This is a genomic window from Haemophilus parahaemolyticus, from assembly GCF_018373095.1.
Taxonomy (GTDB): domain Bacteria; phylum Pseudomonadota; class Gammaproteobacteria; order Enterobacterales; family Pasteurellaceae; genus Haemophilus_A; species Haemophilus_A parahaemolyticus_A.
In genome coordinates this window covers 1-26853 of the sequence record NZ_JAHAHT010000015.1, presented here as the reverse complement: position 1 = coordinate 26853, position 26853 = coordinate 1, and the positions used below count along the sequence as shown (strand labels likewise).

The window sequence follows — 26853 nt, the reverse complement described above, 5'->3', positions numbered from 1 at the left end:
ATAAATAAGATTATAAATCAAACACTTTCTGAATATATCTTGCCACCGCTTCATCTTTATTAAACCCAATCACTTCATTGTTTGGTAATGCTTCTTTTAAACGCGGATCTGCATTGCCCATCACGCAACCTTTTCCTGCTTGTTTTAGCATTTCAAAATCATTCATCCCATCGCCAAAAACAAGGCAATCTTTTAAGGTGTAGCCTCGGCGTTCGGCAAGTTCTTCTAAGGCATTGGCTTTGGAAACACCCTTGTTCATCACTTCTAAACATTGTGGCGTGGAGTAGACCATATAAACTTGATCGCCATATTGAGCTCGGATTTTTTTCTCAATGGGCAAAAGGTCTGCTAATTCTTTGCCGATGAAAAAGACTTTTTCTGTTTGCTTGCCGTGATGATGTTTAAAATCGACCACTTGATAGGTAAAGCCCGAATCTTTGTGGAATTTGCGTAGCGATTCTAAATCAATGTTGATAAACCACTCATCACCTTGATAAGTGTTTAAACAAATGCGTGAGGAGTCAAATTCTACTTGCATAAGCTCAACGGCAAGATCTTCAGGTAAGTGATGGTTTAAGACACATTCACCCGAAAGAAAATTCGCTCGTGCACCATTTGAGGTGACTAACATCGCTTCATCCACATTCACTTTACGAATAATATGCTGCACATCGGGTAAATTTCGACCTGTGGCAATATAAACATCCACACCTTTTTGAGATAGTTCGCTTAATATTTTAATAGTAAAATCGCCAATTTTATGTTCAGCATTAAGTAAAGTGCCGTCTAAATCAGAAATAATTGCTTTAAATGGGAGTGTCATTCTTTACTTTCCTTTACAATTGGGGATTTGAGCATAATGACCGTTAGGCTATCAAATTTCCCTTACTACAGCAAAGGAAATAACTATTTCTTATAAAATAGATCAAAGAGTAATTTATTTTTTTCGTAAATTAATTGTAAAGCGAAAAAATCCTCTATTTGTAATTCTATCTCACTTTTATATGGCAAGCTTTAAATATTCATTATATTTAAAACTATTTAATTGCATATAATTAGTTTTTTATGCTTTTTTTAGTTTAAAAAATCACAATAAAAACGTTTGTGTAAGTGAAAAGTGCTATTGACATAGTTTTTTTTACCGCTATGATAAGGCACATCAACTGAATAATAATGCAAACATAAACACACACAACACACATGGAAAAACTACTTTCACTCCGATTATCTCTGTTATCGTATTTCATGCGAGGCTAAGGTTTATCTGAAGGAAGTCAGTTCACTATCCAAACTTTGCCCGCATACTCGTATGTGGGTTTTTTTTATTCTGAACACAATAAACGAACGTTTATAAGGAAATGTTTATGGCAAACAATAATGTAATTATTTTCGATACCACCCTTCGTGACGGCGAGCAGGCACTGAAAGCCAGTTTAACTGTAAAAGAGAAATTACAAATCGCATTGGCATTAGAACGTTTAGGCGTGGATGTCATGGAAGTGGGATTTCCTGTTTCTTCGGCAGGTGATTTCGACTCAGTCAAAACTATTGCTCAAAACATCAAAAACAGCCGTGTTTGTGCACTTTCTCGTGCAGTAGATAAAGATATTGATGTGGCAGCGGAAGCATTAAAAGTGGCGGAAGCGTTTCGTATTCATACCTTCATTGCAACTTCTGCTCTACATGTTGAAGCGAAACTCAAACGTTCTTTTGAAGATGTGGTAGCAATGGCGATTCACGCAGTAAAACGTGCAAGAGGTTACACTAATGATGTCGAATTTTCGTGTGAAGATGCAGGACGTACAGGGATTGATAATATCTGCCGTATTGTTGAAGCTGCGATTAAAGCGGGAGCAACGACGGTAAATATCCCAGACACTGTAGGCTATTGCTTACCAACCCAATACGGCAGCATTATCGCCGATGTAGTCAACCGCGTGCCAAATATCGACAAAGCTGTAATTTCGGTGCACTGCCATAATGATTTAGGAATGGCAACCGCAAACTCTTTAACCGCAGTGTTAAACGGTGCTCGCCAAATTGAATGTACCATTAACGGCATCGGTGAACGTGCGGGGAATACTGCACTTGAAGAAGTGGTAATGGCAATCAAAACACGTCAAGATATGTTCAACGGCTTGGATACTCGCATTAATACGCAAGAAATTCACCGAGTAAGCCAAATGGTGAGCCAACTTTGCAATATGCCAATTCAACCGAATAAAGCGATTGTGGGTAGCAATGCTTTTGCTCACTCATCAGGCATCCACCAAGATGGGATGGTGAAAAACAAAAACACTTACGAAATTATGTCGCCAGAAACCATTGGCTTGAAAAAAGAAAAATTAAATTTAACCGCTCGTTCAGGACGTGCTGCAGTAAGAAATCATATGGCAGAAATGGGTTACCAAGACAGCGATTACGATTTAGATAAACTCTATACTGCCTTCCTTGAGCTTGCAGATAAAAAAGGTCAAGTATTCGATTATGATTTGGAAGCCCTTGCATTCATTGATATGCGATCTGGCGATGAAGATCGTTTGAAATTAGATGTGATTACTTCGCAAACCATCAGCACCTTGCCAGCTTCAGCCTTCGTACAGGTTGAGCTTGATGGCGAAAAATTAAGCCAGGTATCAAATGGCGGTAATGGCCCTGTAGATGCAGTATTCAATGCGATTTTAAAAATCACAGGGTTAGACATAAAAATGTCACACTACAACCTCACAGCCAAAGGCGAGGGAGCAGAAGCATTAGGACAAGTAGATATTGTGGTAGAACACGAAGGACGTAAATTCCACGGCGTGGGTTTAGCGACAGATATTGTAGAATCTTCCGCTCGTGCATTAATTCACGCAATCAATGCGATTTATCGTGCTCATAAAGTGGCACATTTAAAGGTGAAAAAAGGCTAATAATACTCAAAAATAAATGATGCAAGAGTGATAAAAATAGAACCTCGTTAAACCAATAATAAAAGGTTTTAACGAGGTTTACTTTATCTTGTCTTTAGGATAAGAGAGAATTTTGATATGATTACAGTAGGTGTTATATATTAAAAAACAAAAATGATCGAAGTTAAAAATCTTTCCTATCATATCGGGCAAAGTCCGATTTTAAAAAACATTAACCTCACTATTCCAAATGGTGGGATTACGGCTCTTGTTGGTGCAAACGGTGCGGGGAAATCGACCCTACTTTCGTTAATTGCTCGCTTGAACCCTATTCAAAACGGTCAAATTTTGCTAGATAATTACGATATTGCGACCACGCCTCCTCGTACTATTGCACAAAATTTAGCAATTCTTACCCAAGATAACGTGATCCACAGCCGCATTACCATACAAGATTTATTAATGTTCGGGCGTTATCCGCACCATCAAGGCAAAATTCGACCGCTTGATCAAGAGATTATCGATGAAGCATTAGTGCGTTTTGAACTTAAACCATTTGCAAATCGTTTTCTAAACGAACTCTCAGGCGGGCAACGCCAGCGGGCTTTGATTGCAATGACTTTCTGCCAGAAAACCAATCACGTCTTACTCGACGAACCTCTCAATAATCTGGATATGTTTCACGCCCGTGAATTGATGCGATTACTGAGAAAACTAACCGATGAATTAGCGCTTACAACCATAATGGTGGTACACGATATCAATATGGCAGCCGCTTATGCTGATACTATTGTAGCAATGAAAAATGGCGAGATTGTGATGAAAGGTTCGCCCGAAGAGATTATCACAACTGAACATCTAAAAAATGTATTTGGCTTAGATGTGGAAGTATTGGAGCATCAAGGAAAGAGATTAGTGGTGCATCATATTTAATGTATCTTATCTATGTATATTTATTCTCATTTAGCTTCTATAAATGAGAATTTTTATTGTTTAAATTTATTAAAATTGAAAATTTATTAGAAAAAACTATTAAAATGCTTGATTACTTTTTCAACTTTGATATACTTGCAAGTGTTTTAAGGGCAGGATTTTTCTGCCCTTTGTTATATATAGATTTCTAAATGAGAGTATCTCTCATTTCATTTACATTCTCATAATATTTGCATAGGAGAAAATATGTTACAACAATCTATCGTTGATAAACTCAACGAACAAATCAACTTAGAGTTCTACTCTTCAAATGTTTATTTGCAAATGTCTGCATGGTGTTCAAAAAATGGTTTTGCGGGTGCAGCAACTTTCTTACTTCGTCATGCAGATGAAGAATTAGAGCATATGCAAAAATTATTCGACTACGTTTGTGAAGCTGGTGCAACGCCATTATTAGGTAAAATCGAAGCTCCACGCAAAGAGTACGAATCATTAAAAGAGTTATTCGATGTGGTTTTAGAACACGAGAAACACGTAACAGCTAAAATCAATGAATTAGTAGAAGTGACTTTCGCTGCGAAAGATTACTCAACCTTCAACTTCCTACAATGGTATGTGGCTGAACAGCACGAAGAAGAAAAATTATTCGGTGAAATTTTAGATAAATTCGTAGTGGCAGGCGAAAGCAATAAATCACTTTACTTCATCGACAAAGACTTAGAAACCTTAGATCAAGGAGCAGAATAATGTTATCGCAAAATATCATCAAATACTTAAATGACCAATTAAACTTAGAATTCTATTCTTCTAACGTGTATCTTCAAATGTCAGCTTGGGCAGATAACAACGGCTTCCCTGGTGCAGCAAAATTCTTAAAAGCACACGCAACTGAAGAAATGGAACATATGCGTCGTTTATTCACTTACTTAAACGAAACAGGTGCATTAGCTGAAATCTATGCAATTGAAGCGCCACAAGCAGAATATGATTCATTAAAATCATTATTCGAAATTGTGTTAGAACACGAAAAACACGTAACTGCTAAAATCAATGAATTAGTGGAAGTGACCTTTGATGCGAAGGATTACTCATCATTCAACTTCTTGCAATGGTATGTGGCAGAACAGCACGAAGAAGAGTTCTTATTCAATTCTATCTTAGATAAATTCCGTTTATTAGGCGAAGACGGTAAATCTTTATACTATATTGATAAAGATTTAGAGCAAATGGCGGCAGCTCACTAATATATAAATCAACAAGTGGTCAATTTGGAGGCATAGTCGACTAAATTGTTATTAGTTAAAACTATACCATGTAGAACAGGCCGTTAAAAAAGCTCATTTCATTTGAAATGAGCTTTTCTTTTATTGCATATTAAATATCCAATTCCGCATATAAGGCATTTGCTTCAATGAAGTCACGACGTGGTTCAACTTCATCACCCATTAGCGTACTGAAAAGTTTATCCGCAGCAATGGCATCAGTAATCGTTACTTGAAGCATTTTACGCGCAACAGGGTCCATTGTAGTTTCCCATAATTGCTCTGGATTCATCTCGCCTAATCCTTTATAGCGTTGGATGGTTAAGCCTTTACGAGACTCTTTTACTAACCAATCTAATGCTTCTGCAAAACTGCTTACTAGTTGTTGGCGTTCGCCGCGTTGTACATAAGCGGTTTCTGTGAGTAAATCTTTTAACTCAAGCATCAATTCTACGATACGAGCATATTCATTGCTGGTAATGAAATTAAAATCTAAGCGGTAGGCGGTATCCATACCGTGTGTTGTTACAATGATTTCTGGCTCATAAATATGGCGCTCAGTGTTGAAGAACACGTTTGTACGATAGAAGCTACCATCCATTTCTTTTGCCATCAATTGATTCACAAATTGCTCGTTCCAAGCGGTAATATTTGCTTTATCTTTTGCAAATTCAGTTGAAAGTGCTGGGCTGTAGATCAATTCATTTAGAATTGCTAACGGATAACGGTGCGTTAAGCGGTTAAAGAGTTTTTGCACTTGGTTGTAATGCGAAATTAGCTTCTCAAGTGCCACGCCACTTAATGCTGGTGCATCTTGGCTCACAAATAAGCGGGCATCTTCAAGGGCAATATCAATTTCATATTGCATCATTTCATCGTTATCTTGAATATAACGCTCTTGCTTACCTTTTTTCACTTTGTAAAGTGGCGGTTGGGCAATATAGATGTAGCCGTTTTCGATAAGTTCTGGCATTTGACGATAGAAGAACGTCAATAAGAGAGTGCGAATGTGAGCACCATCTACGTCCGCATCGGTCATAATGATGATTTTGTGGTAACGTAATTTTTCAACATTGTAATCTTCACGGCCAATGCCTGTGCCAAGTGCGGTAATTAAGGTTGCAACTTCTTGTGAAGAGAGCATTTTGTCAAAACGTGCTTTTTCTACGTTGAGTATTTTACCTTTCAGCGGCAAAATTGCTTGGTTTTTACGGTCACGCCCTTGTTTTGCAGAACCACCCGCGGAGTCCCCCTCCACCAAGTAAAGTTCTGAATGTGCTGGATCTTTTTCTTGGCAGTCAGCAAGTTTACCAGGTAAACCACCTAAATCGGTTGCACTTTTGCGGCGTGTTAATTCACGTGCTTTACGAGCAGCTTCACGTGCACGAGCTGCTTCCACGATTTTACCTACAATGTTTTTCGCATCATCTGGGTTTTCGTTTAAGTAATCCGTTAATGCTTCATACATTGAGCTTTCAACTGCGGAACGCACTTCTGATGAAACTAATTTATCTTTTGTTTGCGAAGAGAATTTTGGATCTGGCACTTTTACCGAGATTACAGCAACCAAACCTTCACGAGCATCATCACCAGAGGCATCAATATTGGCATCTGCTTTTTTCAACACGCCGCTGTTGTCCATATAGTTTTTTAATGCCCGGGTCAGTGCACCACGGAAACCTGCTAAGTGTGTACCACCATCACGTTGTGGAATGTTATTGGTAAAGCAGTAAACGTTCTCGTTGTAAGAATCGTTCCATTGTAGAGAAATTTCCACACCAATATCATCTTTTTCAGTTGATATATAGAATGGTGTTTTGTGGATAGATGTTTTGCCTTCGTTCAAATATTCCACATAGGCTTTAATCCCGCCTTCGTAGTGGAAGTGCTCTTCTTTACCTTCGCGTTCATCAATTAAGCGAATAGACACGCCAGAGTTTAAGAATGAAAGCTCGCGTAAACGTTTAGAAAGAATTTTGTATTCAAATTCAGTTTTATTTTTGAAGATATCGAAACTTGGCCAGAAACGAACCATAGTGCCTGTTTTGTCTGTTTCACCAATTACCGCAAGAGGCGCATCAGGTTCGCCTAAGCTATAAAATTGTTCGTGAACGTGACCTTCACGGCGAATCGTAAGCTGTAATTTGGAAGAGAGAGCATTTACAACCGAAACGCCCACACCGTGTAAACCCCCGGATACTTTATAAGAGTTATCATCGAATTTACCGCCTGCATGAAGTACAGTCATAATGACTTCCGCTGCGGAAACCCCTTCTTCTGGGTGAATGCCTACAGGAATACCACGGCCATCATCTTGCACCGAAACCGAGTTGTCAGAATGAATGGTTACGATAATATCTTTACAATAACCCGCTAATGCTTCATCAATGGCATTATCCACCACCTCAAAAACCATATGGTGTAAACCTGTACCATCATCTGTATCACCGATATACATCCCAGGGCGAGTACGCACAGCTTCCAAGCCACGCAATACTCTAATGCTTGAAGAATCATAAGTTTGTTGGTTTTGTTCAGACATTCTTTATTCCTACGTTTATAAAAAAGAGTGACTTATCTGATTTTATTAAGTCAAAAATTGTTGAAATTATAACAGAATTGCAATTGAATTTGTGAAAAAGCGATGAAAACCAATACTTAAATAAAGGGAAAAGTGTGCTAATAACATTGTGAATCAACAGTATTGATAAAGCGATTTCATTTGATTTAACAATTTCTTGCGTGAAAATAAAAATTGCCAGCGGGTTCCCCCAACTTGTTGCCAGAGAATACCTGCACGGATACCTGCAAGTAGCGTAGCACGGATTTTTTGCTGAATGTCTGGACGGACGAGGTAATCTTGCATACCCAACACGTGGATTTTGGTGCCTAGTGGACTAATGACATCGCTATAAATGGCGGCAAGATTGGCAACCATTTGGTCTGCCATAATATCTCCTTCGTAAAGCTGAAGTTGTCGTTCAATTTGCTGCAATCGTTGTACAAGTTGAGCTTTGGCTTCTGGCGATTTATTCAGCTTTTGGCTTAGCGATAAAAGTCTAACCCAGTAACGCCCGATTTCGGTGTCGAGCTTGCCATTTCCACCACCAAGTTGAGCACGGGCGGTTTCGATGCCAGTGCTCAGGTAGCCTAATTTATCGCCATAGATAGAAAGCGTGGAGTCTGGTTGTGTTACCAGCAAACTTTTCATCAGAGTTTCCATATCTTCACGGTTTTTTGCAATGCCGTTGTGTGCAAATTGTTGTACTAAAGTCGCTGCTTGGCAGGTTGCAGCGAATGCAATTGCAATATCTTGGTAGTTTTTTGTCATAGAAATTCAAATATATTAAATAAAATTAAGTCAATAACTGCCCGTTATCAATACGATAAATTCGGTCAAAGCGTTCTAATCCTTGCAAGCGATGGGTAATCATCAGCAAGGTACGAGTTTGGCAGTATGTGAAAATAAGTTTTAAGATCTGTTGTTCAGTTTCACGATCTAACCCTTCGGTGGGTTCATCAAGTAAGACCAATTCCGCATTACTCAACAGTACACGTGCCAAACCTAATCGGCGTTGTTCGCCACCAGAAAGTGGTCTGCCGCCTTCGCCAAGCCATAAATCTAAGCCTTGTTCTTGCAAGAGGTAAGAAAGCTCGACTTGTTCTAATACCAATTTAAGTTGCTCATCGGTTGCCAGAGGAGTGCCCATTAAGAGATTATCACGCAGCGTCTGGCTGAAAATGTGTATGCGTTGGCTAAGTGTAACCAAATGTGATCTTAATGTTGCTTCAGGGTAATCTGCTACATTGCAATTTGCTAGCAGAATTTGACCGCTTGTTGGATCGTAATGGCGGTTGAGCAGTTGGAAAATAGTTGATTTGCCACTGCCTGTTTTACCTAAAATCGCGATTTTTTGCCCTTTATTCACTTCAAATGAGATATTGTTTAATGCAACTTGATGGCTGGCTGGGTAGCTAAAGGTTACTTGTTCAAAGCAGACAAGCGGTTGATTTTCTGCGATATTTTGCCAATGGGCTGTGCCATTAAACTTTACAAGTGGGCGTTGTTCAATCACATCATTTAAACGTTCAGCCGCAGTAATGAGTTGACCTAAATGCAAGAAGGCGATGCCAATCGGCATTAAAATTTCAGCAGAAGCCATCACGCAGAAAATTACCAGTGCGATAAGGGCTTCGGGGCTATCTGCATTTGGTGCATCAATGGCGGTGGCAGCAAAGAAAATTACTACGCAAACTAATATACCGTTCATAAAGGTAAGCAGGGCATTGGAAAAGCCTGTTAATTGGCTCTCTTTACTTTGTGAATATAACCAAGTTTGTTCAGTTTTTTCTAGTTTTTCGCTCATTTGAGGTACTAAGCCAAAGAGTAAAAATTCGGCATTTAGTTGAACCCACTCAATAAATTGGCTGCGATATTCTGCTCGTGCCTGAATGATTTTTTTGCCCGATTTCTGCCCCAAACGGTAGAAAATGGCAGGGAAAATGAAAAGCAGGGCAAGCAATGTGCTGCAGATGATCATTGTTAGTAAGCCAGAGACAAATGATAAGCCAATCGCTATAAAGGTGATGACCATAATTGCACTGATAAATGGCGAGAGTAAGTTGAGATAAAGAGTGTCGAGTGTATCTACATCTGCAACTAAGCGGTTTAGCAATTCGCTATTTCTAAAGCGATTTAGACCGCTTGGACTCAAAGGGATAAGCTTTTTAAAGACGGAAATACGTAGTTCAGCTAGCACGCGGAATGTTGCATCGTGCGTGACTAAGCGTTCAAAATAGCGCAAGATGGTTCGCCCAATAGCTAAGCCCCTAACACCTGAAGAAGGATAAAAAAAGTTAAATAGAATGGTTGAGCCGACCAAAAATGAAGCAGCTAAAAACCAGCCTGATAGGCTGAGCAATCCAATGCTAGCAGAAAGGCTTGTGATAGCAAGGATTGTGCCGAGCAACAAGCGTCCAACATGGTTGCGATAGAGTGAAAGAAAAGGGAAAAGTGGTTTCATTCGGTTGTGTAAAATAAATTTTATTCTAGCAACTGTAGTGTTTATTTGTTAATACAAGGGGCATGCTGAGTAGCCCCTCAAGTTCAAAGTCAGATTAAGCAATAGAATTATGTACTTGGCTCGCCTCTAGCAGTGCCAATGCTTCGTCTAATTCTGGGTTATTTTCACGAGGAATTGGGCGAGGTTTGCCTTCTTTATCAATTGCCACATAAGTGAATAACGCCTCTGTCACTTTAAAACGCTCACGTGTGCCTTCATACACTTGTTTGATAAACACATCCACTTTTACTTGCATTGAAGTGCGACCTAAACGCACTAAGGTGCCGTAACAGCAAACGACATCACCGACAGAAATAGGAAGATGGAAAATCATTTTATCTACGGTAACCGTCACCACTCGACCTTTTGCTAATTCTTTAGCTAAAATCGCACCGCCTAAATCCATTTGAGACATAATCCAACCACCGAAAATATCACCGTTGGCGTTGGTGTCTGATGGCATTGCTAGTGTACGTAAAATCAGCTTACCATCAGGATTTTTTGTGTAAGGTTCGTTTTTCATTTGTTATTCCTTGTTCTGTTGGTTTTCTTGTAAATAGGGGTAAACCACTACGCCCGTTAAAATCGTTGCGACTAAACTTAAGCCAGTTAAGCCGAAGACTTTGAAGGTATACCACGCATCATTCGACATAAAATGGCTTACATAGAGGTTAAGAAGCATACAAATAATAAAGAAGATCGCCCAGCCTATGTTAAGTTTTGCCCACACGTTTTCTGGCAAATGAATCTCTTTACCGAGCAAATGTTTGATTATCGGATTTTTCAATACAAATTGACTAATTAACAACACTAATGCGAACAATCCGTTTAAGAGGGTAACTTTCCATTTTAGAAATGCATCATCGTTAAAATAAGCGGTTAATCCTCCGAAAATAACAACAAAGCTAGCTATAAAAAGCTGCATTTTTTCAATTTTGCCATAGAGCATTTTTAGGGCAATCAGTTGCATGAGTGTTGTAATTACCAACGTAATCGCAGCTTCTTGTGTGCCAAAAAATTTGTATACTACAAAAAAGAGAATAAGAGGGATAAATTCAAGCAATTGTTTCATCATTGATCCTTAATGAACCGTTTTTGGGCGAATGGTTTGATAAAAACGGAAGCCCAAAATGGTGGTAAAGAGTGATAAAAAAGCAGAGATCACGAAAGATAGCACCATAATTGCGATATTATCGCCTAAGCGCCCAACTAGAGCAGTAATTAAAATTGGTAATAGGTTTGCTAATAATGTATAAGCAAAAAGGGATGCCATTTTGCCTTTTGCAAGTTGCCACATAAATTTGACCGCTTGTCCAACACGATAATTTTCAACAAGAAAGACATAAATAGCGAGATTTAAGCGCACAAATACAAAAATCCCAATCGCTGATAGGGGTAAACTAAAAATGCTTGCCCCACTGCCTGAAATATTACTAAATAAAATCGACGACACACCGAAAGAAAGAGGCAACACCATAATGATATTAAGCAAAATCGCGGGGAGCAATTTTGCCAAGGCTTTGCTAGTATTTTGGAAAAAAGATTGGAATGTGCCTGCATTAATATCGTTAATATTAAGCACTAAAAGCACAGAAATAAAAATATTTCCAATACCAATTAAGAACGAGGGAAGTAATGAAACAGCTGAATCTGAAACCATAAAATTAGAAAGCACAAAGGTTGCCAGTAATTGAATAGCAAGCAATAATCCCATAGCTGTTAGCGAAAACTGACGACGATTTCGGATAAAATTCCAACTATCTTGTAATAATTGCGGAAAATTAATCGGCATAAAAATCCTTGTTTTTCGTTAATAAAAAGTAAAAAATTGCTCATAAGTATATCAATAGATTGCTTGAAGTGCATTAAGTTTTACCTTAGGCTATTTTTATCTCCACTTTTTATAATTTTAAACTATGCTCGAAACATTCCAATCAGGACAACGCTATTTAAACACCTATCCACAACAAAAGAAATTGAGCCTGTTTATGATAGATTACCGTCTTATTCAACTTATTAAATTTTCAGGCAAGTGGATGCCCGCTTTTGCTTGCTTTACAATTTTATGGCAATACTTTTTTACAGACCCTAGCCAATCAATTTTGGCAAATTCGGTAATTACCGCCCTTTTTGCGGTGAGTATTCCCTATCAAGGTTTATATTTTCTCGGCAAACGGTCTAAATCGCCACTGCCTTTACATTTGATGGGCTGGTATGAAGAGCTACGTCAGAAATTGGTAAATGAAAATATAAAATTGACCGCTTGTCCTGTGCAATCGATTCCAAGCTATCAGGATTTCGCTAATTTATTGCAACTTGCGGAAAAAACGTGGGGCAATAAATATTTCGATGAGTTATAATTTACTCAATTTTATTGGATGGCATGAGCCAATTTGGGTTTGTGCCGTTTTTGTTATTTTGACTAATTAATTTTTATGACAACACAAACCGACAAAGAAAAAAAACAAGCCTACAATCTTAACAAGCTGCAAAAGCGTTTACGCCGCAATGTGGGCAATGCGATTACCGATTTCAATATGATTGAAGAGGGCGATAAGGTCATGGTCTGCCTTTCGGGCGGGAAAGATAGCTATACGCTTTTAGATATTCTGCTTAATTTAAAACTCAACGCGCCAATCCATTTTGATGTGGTGGCGGTTAATTTAGACCAAAAACAACCTGGTTTCCCAGAGCATATTTTGCCCGAATATTTAGCCAGCATTGGTGTGGAATATAAAATTGTGGAAGAAAATACTTACGGCATCGTAAAAGAGAAAATTCCAGAGGGAAAAACGACTTGTTCACTCTGTTCTCGTTTGCGTCGTGGAATTTTATATCGCACCGCCACAGAACTTGGTGCAACCAAAATTGCACTTGGGCATCATCGCGATGATATGCTCGAAACCCTCTTCCTAAATATGTTTTATGGTGGTAAATTAAAGTCGATGCCACCAAAGCTGATTAGTGATGATGGCAAGCAAATAGTGATTCGTCCGTTAGCTTACTGCAAAGAGAAGGACATTGAAAAATATGCGGAAGCAAAGCAATTCCCGATTATTCCGTGTAACTTATGCGGTTCACAACCGAACCTTCAACGCCAAGTAATCAAAGAGATGTTACAAACATGGGATCGCCAATATCCAGGGCGAATTGAGACGATGTTTAGTGCTTTGCAAAATGTCACCCTATCACATCTTTGTGACCCGAATCTGTTTGATTTTAAAAATATCAAACACGGGCAAGTGATTGAAGGCGTAGAAGGCGATCTTGCTTTTGATAAGGAAGAAATGCCTGTAATTCCTGTTGGTGCAGTAATTGATGAAGACGAGCACGAATTTGCACAGGAAGGATTGATCCAATTTAAAGCGGTGTAATTTGGATTAAACTTTGCAAAATGCAAACAACTTAGATTAAGAGGATTTTTTATGTTTTCAAACGAAGTAGTGATTTCGATCATTACGTTACTCGTATTAAGTTTAATGCGAATTAACGTGGTCGTTTCACTGATTATTGCAGCCTTGGTTTGCGGGGCAATCGGCAATTACGGTGTCGATAATGCCACGCTTTTCCAAGCATTAGAGAAGACCATCGGTAGCTTTACAGGCGGTTTAGGTGGCGGTGCTGAAACTGCAATGAACTATGCCATACTTGGTGCATTTGCAGTGGCATTATCCCGCTCAGGTGTAACTGATTTATTAGCTTACAAAGTGATTTCTCACTTTGGTAAACGCCCTTCTGGTCGTTCAGTGTTCTGGTTCAAATACATCATTTTATTTGTATTAACTGCTTTTGCAATCTCGTCTCAAAACGTGATCCCAATTCATATTGCGTTTATTCCCATTGTTGTGCCTCCGCTTTTGGGTGTAATGAACCAATTAAAAATTGACCGCCGTGCGGTGGCTTGTAGTTTAACTTTTGGGTTAACCGCAACTTATATGCTTATTCCTGCAGGTTTCGGGCAAATCTTTATTGAGAGCATTTTAGTCAAAAATATCAATAATGTAGGCTCGCAATTCGGTTTAGTCGCAACCACTGCTGATATGACCAAAGCGATGTTTATCCCTGTGCTTGGTATGATTTTAGGCTTGTTATTTGCTTTCTTCGTCTCTTACCGCAAACCGCGTAATTATGCTGAAGTGCAAGAGAAAAATGCAGACGACATTGCCGAACGTATAGCACACGTAAAACCATTCCACATTTGGTTAAGCGTTTTTGCAATCATCGCAACATGTACAACGCAATTAGCGACGAATTCAACAATTATGGGCGGTTTAGTTGGTTTAGTGATTTTTGCTTTAGGTGGCGTTTTCAAACTTAAACAATCGAATGACATCTTCCAAGATGGTTTACGTTTAATGGCAATGATTGGTTTCGTAATGATTGCAGCTTCTGGTTATGCTAGCGTAGTAAACTCAACAGGTGGCGTAGCAGAATTAGTAGAAGGCTTACGTGGTGCAATTGATAGCAAAGGCACTGCTGCATTCCTAATGCTTGTTGTTGGTTTATTCATCACAATGGGTATTGGCTCATCATTCTCAACCGTGCCAATTATTACCTCTATTTACGTGCCTTTGTGTGTGGCTTTCGGTTTTTCACCACTTGCAACAATGTCTATCGTTGGCGTTGCCGCTGCACTTGGCGATGCAGGCTCACCAGCTTCGGACTCAACCCTTGGTCCAACATCAGGCTTAAATGCTGATGGTAAACACGATCATATTTGGGATTCGGTTGTGCCAACCTTTTTACACTTTAATATTCCGTTATTAGTGTTTGGTTGGATTGCAGCGATGGTGTTGTAAGTAGTATAGACCGTGAAATGATATATTTTATGAAGGTACGAGTTTAACTTGTGCCTTTTTCTTTCTAATTACTTTATAGTTTTTTATTATGGAACAAACGACAGATTTTAATTTACTTAAAAACCGTTTTAGAGGCTATTTGCCTGTGATTATTGATGTAGAGACAGCTGGACTGAATGCACAAACGGATGCTTTACTTGAGTTAGCTGCAATTACCGTGAAAATGGATGAAAATGGTTATTTAATTGAAGATCAAAAATGTCATTACCATATTCAGCCTTTTGAGGGAGCCAATATTAATCCAGAATCACTTAAAGTGAATGGCATTGATCTTGATAATCCTGAGAGAGGAGCAATAGCGGAACATATTGCAATTCCAGAAATGTTTAAAATGGTTCGACGGGCGATGAAAGAGCAAGGGTGTCAACGAGCGGTAATCGTTGCTCATAATGCGGCATTCGATCAAAGCTTTTTACAAGCAGCAGTAAAACGCATTAATGCTAAACGTGATCCTTTTCATCCATTTGCTATGTTTGATACCGCAACACTTGCGGGTTTTATGTATGGGCAAACTGTTTTAGTAAAAGCCTGCAAAGAAGCTCAAATTACCTTTGATGGAAAACAAGCACATTCAGCGTTATATGATACTGAAAAAACGACAGAATTATTTTGTAAGATGGTGAATCGCCTAAAAGATTTGGGTGGATTTCCTATTGTATAGAGCAAAATAGGGCTAATGTGATTCGCTTTATATTTTTATTATAGCTAAATAAAATCGATAAAAACGGAATCGTTTAACGGACAACTAGGAATTACAATCCATTGGATGGTGTATCTTTGATGTGATTTTTGATATAAAAGCAATGGGGGCTAAAATTACTCAGTCATAGTTGTAAGCATTTAAATAAGATGGCTGCGATTGGGGCGATTTCTTTATTGGTGCACTGTTTTATATGCAGTATTCCAACAAGTCACCTACGGGCTTAAGCTCGATTGAAACATAATAAATGCTTCATAGCACGCGAGGGATTTTACACACTCACTTTTTTTGTCGCGGTTATGTTGTGCGGATTTATAGTATGGATTTGAAGATTTTTGTAAAGAATATATTTGTACTCTGTAGTTGAGATATTCATTGCATCTTAGTTTTTGTCCTAAATGTAAAAATAGCTAGGAAAAATCCTAGCTATTTTTATGTAATCTTAATATTTACCCCGTATTACGCATCCCTGCTGCAATCCCTGTGATAGTAATCATCAAGGCTTGTTCAAGTTCTGGATCTGGGTTCTCAGTTTGGCGTAAACGGGCAAGCAACTCAACTTGTAATAAGTTAAGTGGGTCGGTGTACACATTACGCAAGGCGATTGAATCAGCAATCCAAGGTAAATCACCCATTAACTGACCATCGCTCGATAAAGCAAGAATGGTTTGAATATCCTCACTCAATTGCGTACGGAGATTTTGCCCTAGGCGTTGCAACTCTTTAGCGACTAAGCGTTGATCATAATATTCTGCCAACCATAAATCTGCTTTGGAGAACACCATCTCAAGCATACCGATACGGGTTGAGAAGAACGGCCACTCTTTACTCATCTCTTTAAGAGTTGTTTCATCGCCTGCTTCAATCATTTTACGCAATGCAGCTCCCGCTCCAAGCCACGCAGGCAACATTAAGCGGTTTTGCATCCACGCAAAGATCCAAGGAATAGCTCGCAGACTTTCTACCCCGCCGTTTGGATTACGTTTTGAAGGGCGTGAGCCAAGCGGTAATTTCGCTAACTCTTGTTCTGGCGTTGCCGCACGGAAATAAGGCACGAAATCAGGTTCACCACGCACCACACCACGATAAATCTCGCATGAAATTTCTGAGCCTTTATCCATCACATCTCGCCAGCTCTGTTTTGGCTCTGGTGGTGGAAGTAAATTTGCTTCTAACACCGCACTTGCGTATAAATTCAAGGTATCAACAGCTACTTCTGGCAAGCCAAGTTTAAAGCGGATCATCTCACCCTGTTCTGTTACACGTAAGCCTGATTTGAGCGAACGAGGAGGTTGAGATAACAGTGCCGCATGTGCAGGCGCACCGCCACGCCCCACCGTACCACCACGACCGTGGAATAAAACCAATTCAATATTATGTTTTTCTGCCAAGTTCACTAAGGCTTCTTGTGAGCGATATTGTGCCCAAGAAGCGGCTAACATTCCCGCATCTTTTGCAGAATCGGAATAGCCAATCATCACCATTTGGTAGTTGTTGATAATACCGCGATACCAGCCGATATTGAACAAATCGCTCATTACTTTTTCACTGTGATCCAAGTCGTCCAATGTTTCGAATAGCGGGGCAACGGGAATCGTATATTTACAGCCTGCTTCTTTGAGTAATAAATGCACTGCTAACACATCCGATGCTTCACGTGCCATAGAGATCACATAAGCAGAAATCACGCCTTTTGGCTGCTCAGCGATGACTTTGCATGTATCTAAAATTTCTTGCGTTTCTGGACTTGGTGTCCAATTGGTTGGAATAAGCGGACGGCGCGAGCTTAATTCACGCACTAAGAACGCCTGTTTATCATCTTCGGTCCATTGAGAATAGTCGCCTAAACCAATATAGCGAGTAATTTCTGCAATCGCCATTTCATGACGGGTACTTTCTTGACGAATATCAAGTCGAGAAAGACTTAAACCAAAGCAGCGAATACGACGTAAGCAATCTAGTAAGCCACCGTTTGCGATGATACGCATTCCGCAAGCGTGTAACGATTGGTAACAATCAAAAAGCGGTTCCCAAAGCTCTTCGTCATTAAATAACACTTCATCTTTTCTGATGGTAACGGGTTTACCTTCAATTAACTCGCCAAAGTAAGTTAAAGTATTTTGTAATTTGCTACGTAAGCCTTTTACCACCACACGGTATGGCTCAATATGATCGCCATATTTTTCACGGAATTCAGGCGTGCAGTGCACTACTGAAAGCTCTTCGGCTAAATTACTAATATCGCGTAAGAAAAGATCCGCGGCTTTCCAGCGGTTCATATAGAATACTTTGCGAGTTACTTCAGAGGTCACAAACGGATTGCCATCGCGGTCGCCGCCCATCCAAGAAGAGAAACGCACAGGGACAAGTGCTACATCGTGTTGCACGCCAAAATGTTTTTCTAATTGGAAATTCAACTCGCGGCAGAAGTCTGGCACAGCAGTCCAAAGGCTATTTTCAATAATAGCCATTCCCCATTTAGCTTCATCAATTGGCGTTGGGCGAGCGGCACGAATTTCATTGGTATGCCACGCAAGTGCAATTAACTGCATCAAACGACGTTGTAGGCGGAATTTTTCGCCCTCGGTTAAATCATCGTGCTCTAATTGTTCTAAACATTTATTGATCTCAACGTGTTTATGCACCAAAGAACGGCGTGTTACTTCGGTTGGATGAGCGGTTAAAACAAGTTCAACCAGTAATTTTTCAACGGTTTGAATGACTAACTCAACAGGCGTATTTTGTGCTTTCAAGCGGGCGAAAAGTGCACCTAAAGCGCGATTGCCTAAGGTTTCATCATAATCATGTCGAGAGATCGTTTGATATTGTTCTGCAATATTGGTGAGGTTTAAGAATTGACTAAAGGCTCGTGCCACAGGCAAGACATTTTCTGTCGAAATATGAGCAAGTTTATTCAGCAACTGCTCGCGGGCTTGTTCATCACCACTACGAGATTTTTTTGAAAGCTGACGAATGCTCTCAATAAGATCTAAAATTTCGCTTCCTTGTGCTTCTCGAATGGTTTCTCCTAAAAATTCGCCCAACATATGAATGTTTTGACGCACGCCAGAATGAGGTTGGCTCATAATGTTTCCTCTTCAGATTTTAAAAATTAACTGAAAATAGATATATCGAATTTGAGTTAAAATTTCAACCTAGAATTTTTTTATTTATGAAAAAAATGATAAAACGCAAATTTTCTTTTTTTGAGGAGGGGGTATATAGCGTTTGTTTTGTCTTACTCGCTTTGCTATGATACGCCCGTTTTATTTACAGATAAGGACAAAAAAATGATTACGTTACACACTAACTTTGGCGATATCAAAATCGCATTAAACTTTGAAAAAGCACCAGTTACTGCAAAAAACTTTGAAGATTACTGCAAAGAAGGTTTCTATAACGGTACGATTTTCCATCGTGTTATTGATGGCTTTATGATTCAAGGTGGCGGTATGACATCTGGTTTGAAAGAGAAAGCAACCAAAGCACCAATCGAAAACGAAGCACATAATGGTTTAAGCAACAAACGCGGTACGCTTGCAATGGCTCGCACTTCAGATCCACATTCAGCAAGTTCACAATTCTTCATCAATGTGGCAGATAATACATTCTTAGATTACCGCTCAAAAGAGCTATTTGGTCGTAAGGTAGTGCAGGAATGGGGTTACGCAGTATTTGGTGAAGTAGTTGAAGGAATGGATGTTGTTGATAAAATCAAAGGTGTGAAAACAGGTAATAAAGGTTTCCACCAAGATGTGCCCCTAGAAGAGGTAGTGATTGAATCAGTAACTGTGGCGTAATTTTATAAGGCAGAGATCTCTGCCTTTTTGTACTATGAAAATCTACCTCGTTGGCGGCGCTGTCCGCGATGCTTTATTAAATATTCCTGTAAAAGACCGTGATTTCTTAGTAGTTGGCTCAACACCTGAAGAACTCTTTTCCCTCGGCTATCAACAAGTGGGAGTAAACTTCCCTGTTTTCCTACATCCAGAAACCAAAGAAGAATATGCCCTTGCCCGAACAGAACGAAAAAGCGGGCAAGGTTACAACGGTTTTATCTGCGATTTCTCTCCTGATATAACGCTTGAGCAAGATTTAATTCGCCGCGATCTGACCATCAACGCAATGGCTCAAGATCTTATAAGCGGTGAAATTTTCGATCCGTTTTACGGATCGCAAGATTTAAAAAATAAAATTCTTCGCCACGTTTCACCAGCATTTGATGAAGATCCGTTGCGAGTATTACGTGTGGCACGCTTTGCAGCTCAATTTGCACATTTAGGCTTCAAGATTGCTGATGAAACGGTAAAACTGATGCAAAAAATGACCGCTTGCGGGGAACTCGATCACTTAACCGCTGAGCGAGTTTGGCTTGAGACGCAAAAAGGGCTCAATACGCCTTCGCCGCATATTTATTTTGAGGTATTGAGAAAAGTGGGTGCATTAGCGGTGCTTTTCCCAGAAGTTGAAGCCTTATTTGGTAAACCTCAACCAGAAAAATATCATCCTGAAATTGATAGCGGTGTGCATACGTTAATGGTACTAGAACAAGCTAAAAAATTAGCTAAACAGGCAGAAAACCCGACCGCTTTGCTTTTCGCTGCCCTTTGCCACGATTTAGGTAAAAGCTTAACGCCTGAAGAGATTTTGCCTCACCATTACGGGCACGAAGTCAAAGGCATTCAACCGACAAGAAATTTAGCAAACCGCTTAAAAGTACCGAGCGAGGTCAAGGATTTTGCAGTTCTGGTGACTGAATATCACACCCATTGCCATAAAATTGCAGAGCTTCGGTCTGAAACAGTGTTGAAACTTTTTAATGCGTTAGATGTTTGGCGAAAACCAAATCGATTTAAAGATTTCCTGCTTGCTTGCGAAGCGGATAGTAAAGGACGATTAGGCTTTGAAGAACGGGAATACCCGCAAGCTAAACTTGCAATGCAATATTTTGAAGTGGCAAATGAAGTGGATGTGCAACAAGTGATTGCGGATGGTTTTGAGAAACAGGCTATTCGGGATGAGTTAGAGAAACGGCGAAAATTAGTAATTGAAAAAATCAAAAGCACCAAAGGTTTGAGTCTACATATCTAAAATTGAAGTTTTTTAACCTTTGGAATAATCCAAAAGACGGCAGTTTCTCTTATGAAAACTGCCGTCTTTTTATCTAATTGTTAGCTAAAATTAACGATTATAACAATCCACCTTGACCTAATGCAGGGTCAGTATCACGAGCTTTTAATGCATCTTCAACGGTTAAACCTAATGCTTTCGCAACGCCTTCACCGTATGCCGCATCACACCAGTGACAGTTACGAATGTGGCGATATTTGATGAAATCAGGTGCATCGCCCATTGCTGCTGCCGTGTTGTTGAATAATGCTTGTTTTTGTTCTGCATTCATTAAGTTAAATAATGCACGTGGTTGGCTGAAATAATCGTTATCATCGTTACGATAATCCCAGTGTGCTGCATCTCCGTTGATACGAAGTGGTGGTTCAGCAAAGTCTGGTTGTTGTTGCCATTGGCTGAAGCTGTTTGGCTCGTAGTGTGGCAAGCTGCCGTAGTTACCATCTACACGACCTTGACCATCACGTTGGTTGCTATGAACTGGACAACGTGGACGGTTTACTGGAATTTGACGGTAGTTCACACCTAAACGGTAACGTTGTGCATCCGCATAGTTAAATAAACGAGCTTGTAACATTCTATCAGGACTTGCGCCAATACCCGGAACCAAGTTACTTGGTGCAAATGCAGATTGTTCTACATCAGCGAAGAAGTTTTCTGGGTTACGGTTTAATTCAAACTCACCGACTTCAATTAATGGATAGTCTTTTTTCGGCCATACTTTAGTTAAGTCAAATGGATGATAAGGCACTTTTTCCGCATCTGCTTCTGGCATAACTTGTACAAATAATGTCCATTTAGGGAAATCGCCACGTTCAATCGCTTCATATAAATCACGTTGATGGCTTTCACGGTCATTTGCAATAACTTCTGCAGCTTCAGCATCTGTTAAATTTTTAATGCCTTGTTGAGTACGGAAGTGGAATTTTACCCAAAAACGTTCGCCTGCTTCGTTCCAGAAACTATAAGTGTGAGAACCGAAACCGTGCATATGACGATAGCTTGCAGGAATACCACGATCACTCATTACAACAGTTACTTGGTGTAATGCTTCTGGTAATAATGTCCAGAAATCCCAGTTATTTGTTGCTGAACGCATATTAGTACGTGGATCACGTTTTACTGCCTTATTTAAATCTGGGAATTTACGTGGATCACGTAAGAAGAATACTGGCGTATTGTTACCTACTAAATCCCAGTTACCTTCTTCAGTATAGAATTTTAATGCAAAACCACGAATATCACGCTCAGCATCTGCTGCACCACGTTCGCCCGCCACGGTGGTAAAACGTGCGAACATTTCAGTTTTTTTACCCACTTCACTGAAAATTTTTGCACGAGTATATTTAGTAATATCGTGTGTTACAGTAAAAGTACCAAATGCACCAGAACCTTTTGCGTGCATACGACGCTCTGGGATTACTTCACGTACGAAATCAGCTAATTTTTCGTTAAGCCATAAATCTTGTGCAAGTAATGGACCACGCGGACCAGCTGTTAAGCTGTTTTGGTTATCAGCAACGGGTGCACCGTTACCCATTGTAAGGTTAGTATGCGCAAAAGGGCATTTTGAAGAACTCATAGGAAACTCCTTGTAAAATAAATAGGTAATCGTTAGGTTGAAATAAATTTCGAGGATATCTTACAAAAAGATTTTGGCGATTGAAATCTATTAAATTCATTGAAAAAAGCTATGATGTTATTCTAGCACTTAATCAATGCATCTTGCTACTTTTTGCGTTTTTAAGCTACAATCTGCCAGTTTTACTTATCAATTTTTCAAAGAAAGAGAATAACAATGTCAAATCAAAAACGAAAAATGTTGGTTACTTGTGCCCTACCTTATGCAAACGGTGCAATTCATTTAGGTCATATGCTTGAGCATATTCAAGCGGATATTTGGGTGCGTTTCCAACGTATGCGTGGCAATGAAGTGCATTTTGTCTGTGCTGACGATGCTCACGGCACGCCGATTATGTTGAATGCGGCAAAACAAGGGATTACGCCAGAACAACTCATCGAAAAAGCGAAAACCGATCACGTTGCCGATTTTAAAGGCTTTAATATCAGCTTTGATAACTACCATTCCACTCACAGCGAAGAAAACCGTGAAATTACTACTGCAATGTATTTAAAGCTGAAAGAAAATGGTTTTATTAAAAGTCGTGTGATTTCACAGCTTTTCGACCCTGAAAAAGAGATGTTCTTGCCAGATCGCTTTGTAAAAGGGACTTGCCCAAAATGTAAAGCAGAAGATCAATATGGCGATAACTGTGAAGTTTGTGCATCTACCTATAGCCCGATGGATCTTATCAATCCACGTTCAGCCGTTTCAGGTGCTACGCCTATCGTGAAAGAATCAGAACATTTCTTCTTCGATTTACCAAGTTTTGAAGGAATGTTAAAAGAGTGGACACGTTCTGGTTCACTTCAACCTGAAATTGCCAACAAAATGCAAGAGTGGTTTGAAAGTGGCTTGCAACAATGGGATATCTCACGCGATGCACCTTATTTCGGTTTTCCAATTCCTGAAGCAGAAAACAAATTCTTCTATGTGTGGTTAGATGCACCAATCGGCTATATGGCGTCGTTCAAAAATCTTTGCGACCGCACAGGTATTGATTACAACGAATTCTGGAAAAAAGATTCAACAACAGAGCTTTATCATTTTATCGGTAAAGATATTGTTTACTTCCATAGCTTATTTTGGCCAGCGATGTTAGATGGCTGCGAACAACGTAAACCAACCAATGTATTTGCTCACGGTTATGTGACGGTGGATGGCGTGAAGATGTCGAAATCTCGTGGAACCTTTATTCAAGCTAGCACTTATTTAAAACATATCGATCCTGAATGTTTACGTTACTATTATGCGGCGAAATTAAACGAGCGTATTGAAGATTTAGACTTGAGTCTTGATGATTTCGTCCAACGTGTAAATAGCGATATCGTCAACAAATTAGTGAACTTAGCTTCTCGCAATGCAAGTTTTATTGCAAAACGTTTTGAAGGAAAATTAGCGGATAAACTTGAAGATGAAGCACTTTTCGCAGAATTTGTTGCACAATCAGAGCAAGTTGCAGCACATTTTGAAGCACGTGAATATAATAAAGCAATCCGTTTAATTATGGATTTAGCTGACCGCGCAAACAAATATGTTGATGACAAAGCACCTTGGGTTATTGCTAAAGAAGACGGTCGAGAAGCGGAATTACAAGCGGTTTGTTCAATGGGTATTGAATTATTCCGTGTGTTAATGAGTTATTTAAAACCCGTTTTACCACAGCTTGCAGAACGTGCCGAAGCGTTCTTACAAACAGAATTAAGCTGGGAAACTATTGTCCAACCATTATTAGGCAAAACCGTTGCACCATTTAAATCATTGTTCTCTCGTCTTGAGAAAAAACAGATTGATGCAGTGATTGAAGAAACGAAACAGCTTTTTGCCGAACAAACCAAAAACGAACCGAAAAAAGGAAAACAAGCGGTGGAAAATCAAGAAAATCTTGCAATTGAGCCAATTGCCCCAGAAATCACCATTGATGATTTTGCAAAATTAGACTTACGCGTGGCGAAAGTGATCAGCTGCGAAGCTGTGCCAGAGTCAAACAAATTATTGAAATTCCAATTAGATTTAGGCGACCACCAACGCCAAGTGTTGTCGGGTATTAAAGCTGCTTACAATAACCCAGAAGAACTCAATGGTCGTTTTGTGATTATGGTAGCAAACCTTGCACCACGCAAAATGAAATTTGGCGTATCAGAAGGTATGATTTTATCGGCAGGTACAGGTGGCGCAGATCTATTCTTGCTTTCAGGTGATGAAGGTATTCGTGCGGGTATGCAAGTGAAATAGGTTTTCTGTAAAAGTTATAAAAATGACGGTATTATCTTGCCTTTGTATGCGAGATAATACCGTTCTACGATAAAATCGGAAATTGTTTTTCTAACAGCGAATAAGTACCTTGAATAATCCAACCAACGCTTAAAGCGAAGATAATAGTGCTTATACCAAAGGTACCTCCCATTAAAATTCCAAAACCACAAACACTGATTTCAATGCCAGTGCGAACGCGACCAATATTCCAACAGAGTTTTTGACAAATGCCGACCATCAAGCCGTCTCTTGGTCCTGCTCCTAATTTACACGAAAGATAGAAAGCTGTACCGATACTAAAGATAACGATACCGAAGAGCATATAAAAAATGCGGGTAGATAAAAGCTCAGGCGGTTCAATCAATTTAGTTGTTTGATCGATAAAAAAAGAGATGATGAGTACGTTTAAAATCGTTCCTAGACCAAACTTGAGTCTAAAGGGAATCCAAAATAAGAGAACGAGCACACTAATTAGCGCGATTGCCCAGCCAATTGACATGCCTGTTTGTAGAGCTAATCCTTGTGAAAGTACTGTCCAAGGAGCATTGCCTAGTTTGGCAGAAATGAGCAAGCCTTCACCAATTCCCATAACTGCCATTGCAATAGAGATAATTAGTAAATTAAGAGGTTTGATTTGCCATTGATGTTTGGCTGCCCAAGGCATAAGTGGAATTGGTATTTTTTTTGACATAAATAGAAATGATTCAATTGTTTTTATATTTAAAAATAATATAGCATAAACCAATTGAATTTTTATAATATTTTGAAATAAGTCAGAAGCTTACTTCCTTACAAATAGCCACGCAAATGCGTGGCTATTTTTTAATGTAAGGTATTACTTATTTCGTTTCTTCTCAATCGTTTCTAGCAACTGATTGATTTCCGTATTTGTAAAAATCTCTTCAATAGTGTGACTGAGTTTCCGTCGCCAGTTTGGATACTCCATACTTGTGCCAGGAATATTCACAGGATCAAGCATATTCAACCAATCTTCAGGCTGCGAACCGAATAACGCACTATTTGTATCTGCCACATAGGCTTGTAATTGATGTGTGAACTCTTTGCTTACGTTGGTATCAGTATTCGCAAGTTCTTGCACATTTTCCACCGCTTGTCGAATTTTCTCTTTTGCCTCTTTGCGTCCTTGTTTGAGAATATTCAGTACTTTTTTACTCGGATAAACCCCGAATTGCTCGCCTAAATCAAAGTCGTAACCTTTCCAATAGCCTTGCACCGTTGGTAAGTCGTGTGTACTCAACGTGGTCATTGCTTGGTATGGGTAGTTCTCTAGCGGTTTACTTCCATTTGCATCCATTTCAAAATAAAAGATGTTATAAGCTAAAATACCTTTTTCTTCCAATTTCTCGAGCATACCTTTCGGCACTGTGCCTAATGCTTCAGCAATGATTAAACATTGGTGGCGTTGGCTTTCAAGAGCTAGAATCGCAAGTAAATCATCTAATGGATAACGAACATAAGCCCCGTTTTTCGCAGAGTCGCCTTTTGCTACCCACCACATACGTGCTAAACCTAAAATATGATCAATCCGCAATGCACCACAATCTTTCATATTTGCACGTAATAAGTCGATAAACGGTTGATAGCCTCGTGCTTGTAACACTTCAGGATGCATTGGCGATAAGCCCCAGTTTTGTCCGTTTGGAGCCATAATATCTGGAGGGGCACCCACAGAAGCATCCAATACAAACAACTCTTTATCTGCCCAGGTTTCTGCACCGTTATCTGCTACGCCTACGGCTAAATCGCGGTAAAAGCCCACAGGCATTCCAAGTTCTTTCGCTAATAAGTTGCATTGTTGTAATTGCTGTTGTGCAACAAATTGCAACCACATATAAAAACGTACTAAATCGCTTTGTTCCGCTTGGAATTGTGCCACTGCTGGCGAATGGTAATCGTGATATTGTTCTGCCCAGAAATTCCAGCCCCATTGTTCGCTAAATTGTGCAGAGAGCCAACTATGCAATGCATCAAACGTACCTTGGATTTTCAATGCTTCGCCATTTTGAGCGATAAATTGCTCGAAAGCGGTCTGATCTTGGCGACAAAATGCAGAATAGGCTAAACGTAAACCGTGCAATTTCAAGCTCATTACTTGCGTGTAATCGACATAATCTTTA

At 39.5% G+C, this 26853-nt stretch carries 22 protein-coding genes; 11 read left to right on the top strand and 11 right to left on the bottom strand.

Annotated elements, in window-relative coordinates; translation table 11 throughout:
- Positions 1–10: 10 nt before the first annotated feature.
- Positions 11–823 (bottom strand): Cof-type HAD-IIB family hydrolase, encoded by an 813-nt coding sequence (locus KH943_RS03040; RefSeq protein ID WP_304107451.1) that lies wholly within the window; start codon positions 821–823, stop codon positions 11–13.
- Positions 824–1364: 541 nt separating this feature from the next.
- Between KH943_RS03040 and leuA the strand changes: the two genes are divergently transcribed.
- From leuA to ftnA (KH943_RS03020), 4 genes are all read left to right on the top strand, one after another.
- Positions 1365–2915 carry a 2-isopropylmalate synthase gene (gene leuA / locus KH943_RS03035; protein ID WP_304107450.1) on the top strand — a complete coding sequence of 517 codons (1551 nt, stop codon included), beginning with the start codon at positions 1365–1367 and terminating at the stop codon, positions 2913–2915.
- 153 nt (positions 2916–3068) lie between these two features.
- Entirely contained in the window at positions 3069–3827 is a 759-nt protein-coding gene (locus tag KH943_RS03030) for an iron ABC transporter ATP-binding protein (RefSeq protein ID WP_304107448.1), read from the top strand.
- A 246-nt stretch (positions 3828–4073) separates the two neighbouring features.
- On the top strand, positions 4074–4574 hold the full coding sequence (gene ftnA / locus KH943_RS03025) for a non-heme ferritin (RefSeq protein WP_005707556.1): 501 nt from the start codon (positions 4074–4076) through the stop codon (positions 4572–4574).
- Complete coding sequence (gene ftnA, locus KH943_RS03020; protein WP_304107445.1) at positions 4574–5071, top strand: non-heme ferritin; 498 nt, start codon at positions 4574–4576, stop codon at positions 5069–5071. Before ftnA (KH943_RS03025) ends, ftnA (KH943_RS03020) begins: the two co-directional genes overlap by 1 nt.
- Positions 5072–5201: 130 nt before the next feature.
- Here the strand turns inward: ftnA (KH943_RS03020) and gyrB are convergent, their stop codons facing one another.
- The 6 genes from gyrB to KH943_RS02990 all read right to left on the bottom strand — a co-directional run bounded on the left by gyrB (position 5202) and on the right by KH943_RS02990 (position 11944).
- Positions 5202–7631 (bottom strand): DNA topoisomerase (ATP-hydrolyzing) subunit B, encoded by a 2430-nt coding sequence (gene gyrB / locus KH943_RS03015; RefSeq protein ID WP_304107444.1) that lies wholly within the window; start codon positions 7629–7631, stop codon positions 5202–5204.
- Positions 7632–7784: 153 nt separating this feature from the next.
- Positions 7785–8420, bottom strand: coding sequence for a high frequency lysogenization protein HflD (gene hflD / locus KH943_RS03010; RefSeq protein ID WP_304107442.1), 636 nt, complete (start codon positions 8418–8420; stop codon positions 7785–7787).
- Between the two features lie 25 nt (positions 8421–8445).
- A complete protein-coding gene (gene cydC / locus KH943_RS03005) occupies positions 8446–10113 on the bottom strand; it encodes a heme ABC transporter ATP-binding protein/permease CydC (protein WP_304107440.1) in 1668 nt (555 codons plus the stop codon).
- Between the two features lie 94 nt (positions 10114–10207).
- The gene (yciA, locus tag KH943_RS03000; RefSeq protein WP_304107438.1) at positions 10208–10675 is read right to left on the bottom strand and encodes an acyl-CoA thioester hydrolase YciA; all 468 of its coding nucleotides are present in this window, start codon (positions 10673–10675) and stop codon (positions 10208–10210) included.
- A gap of 3 nt (positions 10676–10678) precedes the next feature.
- Complete coding sequence (locus KH943_RS02995; RefSeq protein ID WP_304107455.1) at positions 10679–11224, bottom strand: septation protein A; 546 nt, start codon at positions 11222–11224, stop codon at positions 10679–10681.
- A 9-nt stretch (positions 11225–11233) separates the two neighbouring features.
- Positions 11234–11944 carry a hypothetical protein gene (locus KH943_RS02990; protein ID WP_304107436.1) on the bottom strand — a complete coding sequence of 237 codons (711 nt, stop codon included), beginning with the start codon at positions 11942–11944 and terminating at the stop codon, positions 11234–11236.
- A gap of 124 nt (positions 11945–12068) precedes the next feature.
- On the opposite strand from KH943_RS02990, the gene yfbV reads away from it, so the two are divergent.
- The 4 genes from yfbV to rnt all read left to right on the top strand — a co-directional run bounded on the left by yfbV (position 12069) and on the right by rnt (position 15672).
- A complete protein-coding gene (gene yfbV, locus KH943_RS02985; RefSeq protein WP_304107435.1) occupies positions 12069–12512 on the top strand; it encodes a terminus macrodomain insulation protein YfbV in 444 nt (147 codons plus the stop codon).
- A gap of 75 nt (positions 12513–12587) precedes the next feature.
- Complete coding sequence (gene ttcA / locus KH943_RS02980; RefSeq protein ID WP_304107433.1) at positions 12588–13526, top strand: tRNA 2-thiocytidine(32) synthetase TtcA; 939 nt, start codon at positions 12588–12590, stop codon at positions 13524–13526.
- A gap of 51 nt (positions 13527–13577) precedes the next feature.
- Entirely contained in the window at positions 13578–14951 is a 1374-nt protein-coding gene (locus tag KH943_RS02975; RefSeq protein WP_304107431.1) for a Na+/H+ antiporter family protein, read from the top strand.
- A gap of 85 nt (positions 14952–15036) precedes the next feature.
- Complete coding sequence (rnt, locus tag KH943_RS02970) at positions 15037–15672, top strand: ribonuclease T (protein ID WP_304107453.1); 636 nt, start codon at positions 15037–15039, stop codon at positions 15670–15672.
- 488 nt (positions 15673–16160) lie between these two features.
- On the opposite strand, the gene ppc is transcribed toward rnt, so the two are convergent.
- Positions 16161–18797, bottom strand: a complete 2637-nt coding sequence (gene ppc / locus KH943_RS02965) for a phosphoenolpyruvate carboxylase (RefSeq protein WP_304107429.1) — start codon at positions 18795–18797, stop codon at positions 16161–16163.
- A gap of 204 nt (positions 18798–19001) precedes the next feature.
- On the opposite strand from ppc, the gene KH943_RS02960 reads away from it, so the two are divergent.
- Together KH943_RS02960 and KH943_RS02955 are read left to right on the top strand one after the other, a co-directional pair.
- Positions 19002–19511 (top strand): peptidylprolyl isomerase, encoded by a 510-nt coding sequence (locus tag KH943_RS02960; protein WP_304107427.1) that lies wholly within the window; start codon positions 19002–19004, stop codon positions 19509–19511.
- 34 nt (positions 19512–19545) lie between these two features.
- Positions 19546–20802, top strand: coding sequence for a multifunctional CCA addition/repair protein (locus KH943_RS02955; RefSeq protein ID WP_304107426.1), 1257 nt, complete (start codon positions 19546–19548; stop codon positions 20800–20802).
- Between the two features lie 97 nt (positions 20803–20899).
- Here the strand turns inward: KH943_RS02955 and KH943_RS02950 are convergent, their stop codons facing one another.
- The gene (locus KH943_RS02950; protein WP_304107423.1) at positions 20900–22420 is read right to left on the bottom strand and encodes a catalase; all 1521 of its coding nucleotides are present in this window, start codon (positions 22418–22420) and stop codon (positions 20900–20902) included.
- A gap of 216 nt (positions 22421–22636) precedes the next feature.
- Between KH943_RS02950 and metG the strand changes: the two genes are divergently transcribed.
- The gene (gene metG / locus KH943_RS02945) at positions 22637–24694 is read left to right on the top strand and encodes a methionine--tRNA ligase (RefSeq protein WP_304107420.1); all 2058 of its coding nucleotides are present in this window, start codon (positions 22637–22639) and stop codon (positions 24692–24694) included.
- 64 nt (positions 24695–24758) lie between these two features.
- Here the strand turns inward: metG and KH943_RS02940 are convergent, their stop codons facing one another.
- Together KH943_RS02940 and malQ are read right to left on the bottom strand one after the other, a co-directional pair.
- On the bottom strand, positions 24759–25406 hold the full coding sequence (locus KH943_RS02940; RefSeq protein ID WP_304107416.1) for a YczE/YyaS/YitT family protein: 648 nt from the start codon (positions 25404–25406) through the stop codon (positions 24759–24761).
- 144 nt (positions 25407–25550) lie between these two features.
- Positions 25551–26853, bottom strand: a 1303-nt coding sequence (gene malQ, locus KH943_RS02935; RefSeq protein ID WP_304107414.1) for a 4-alpha-glucanotransferase, incomplete at its 5' end; no start/stop codon positions are given.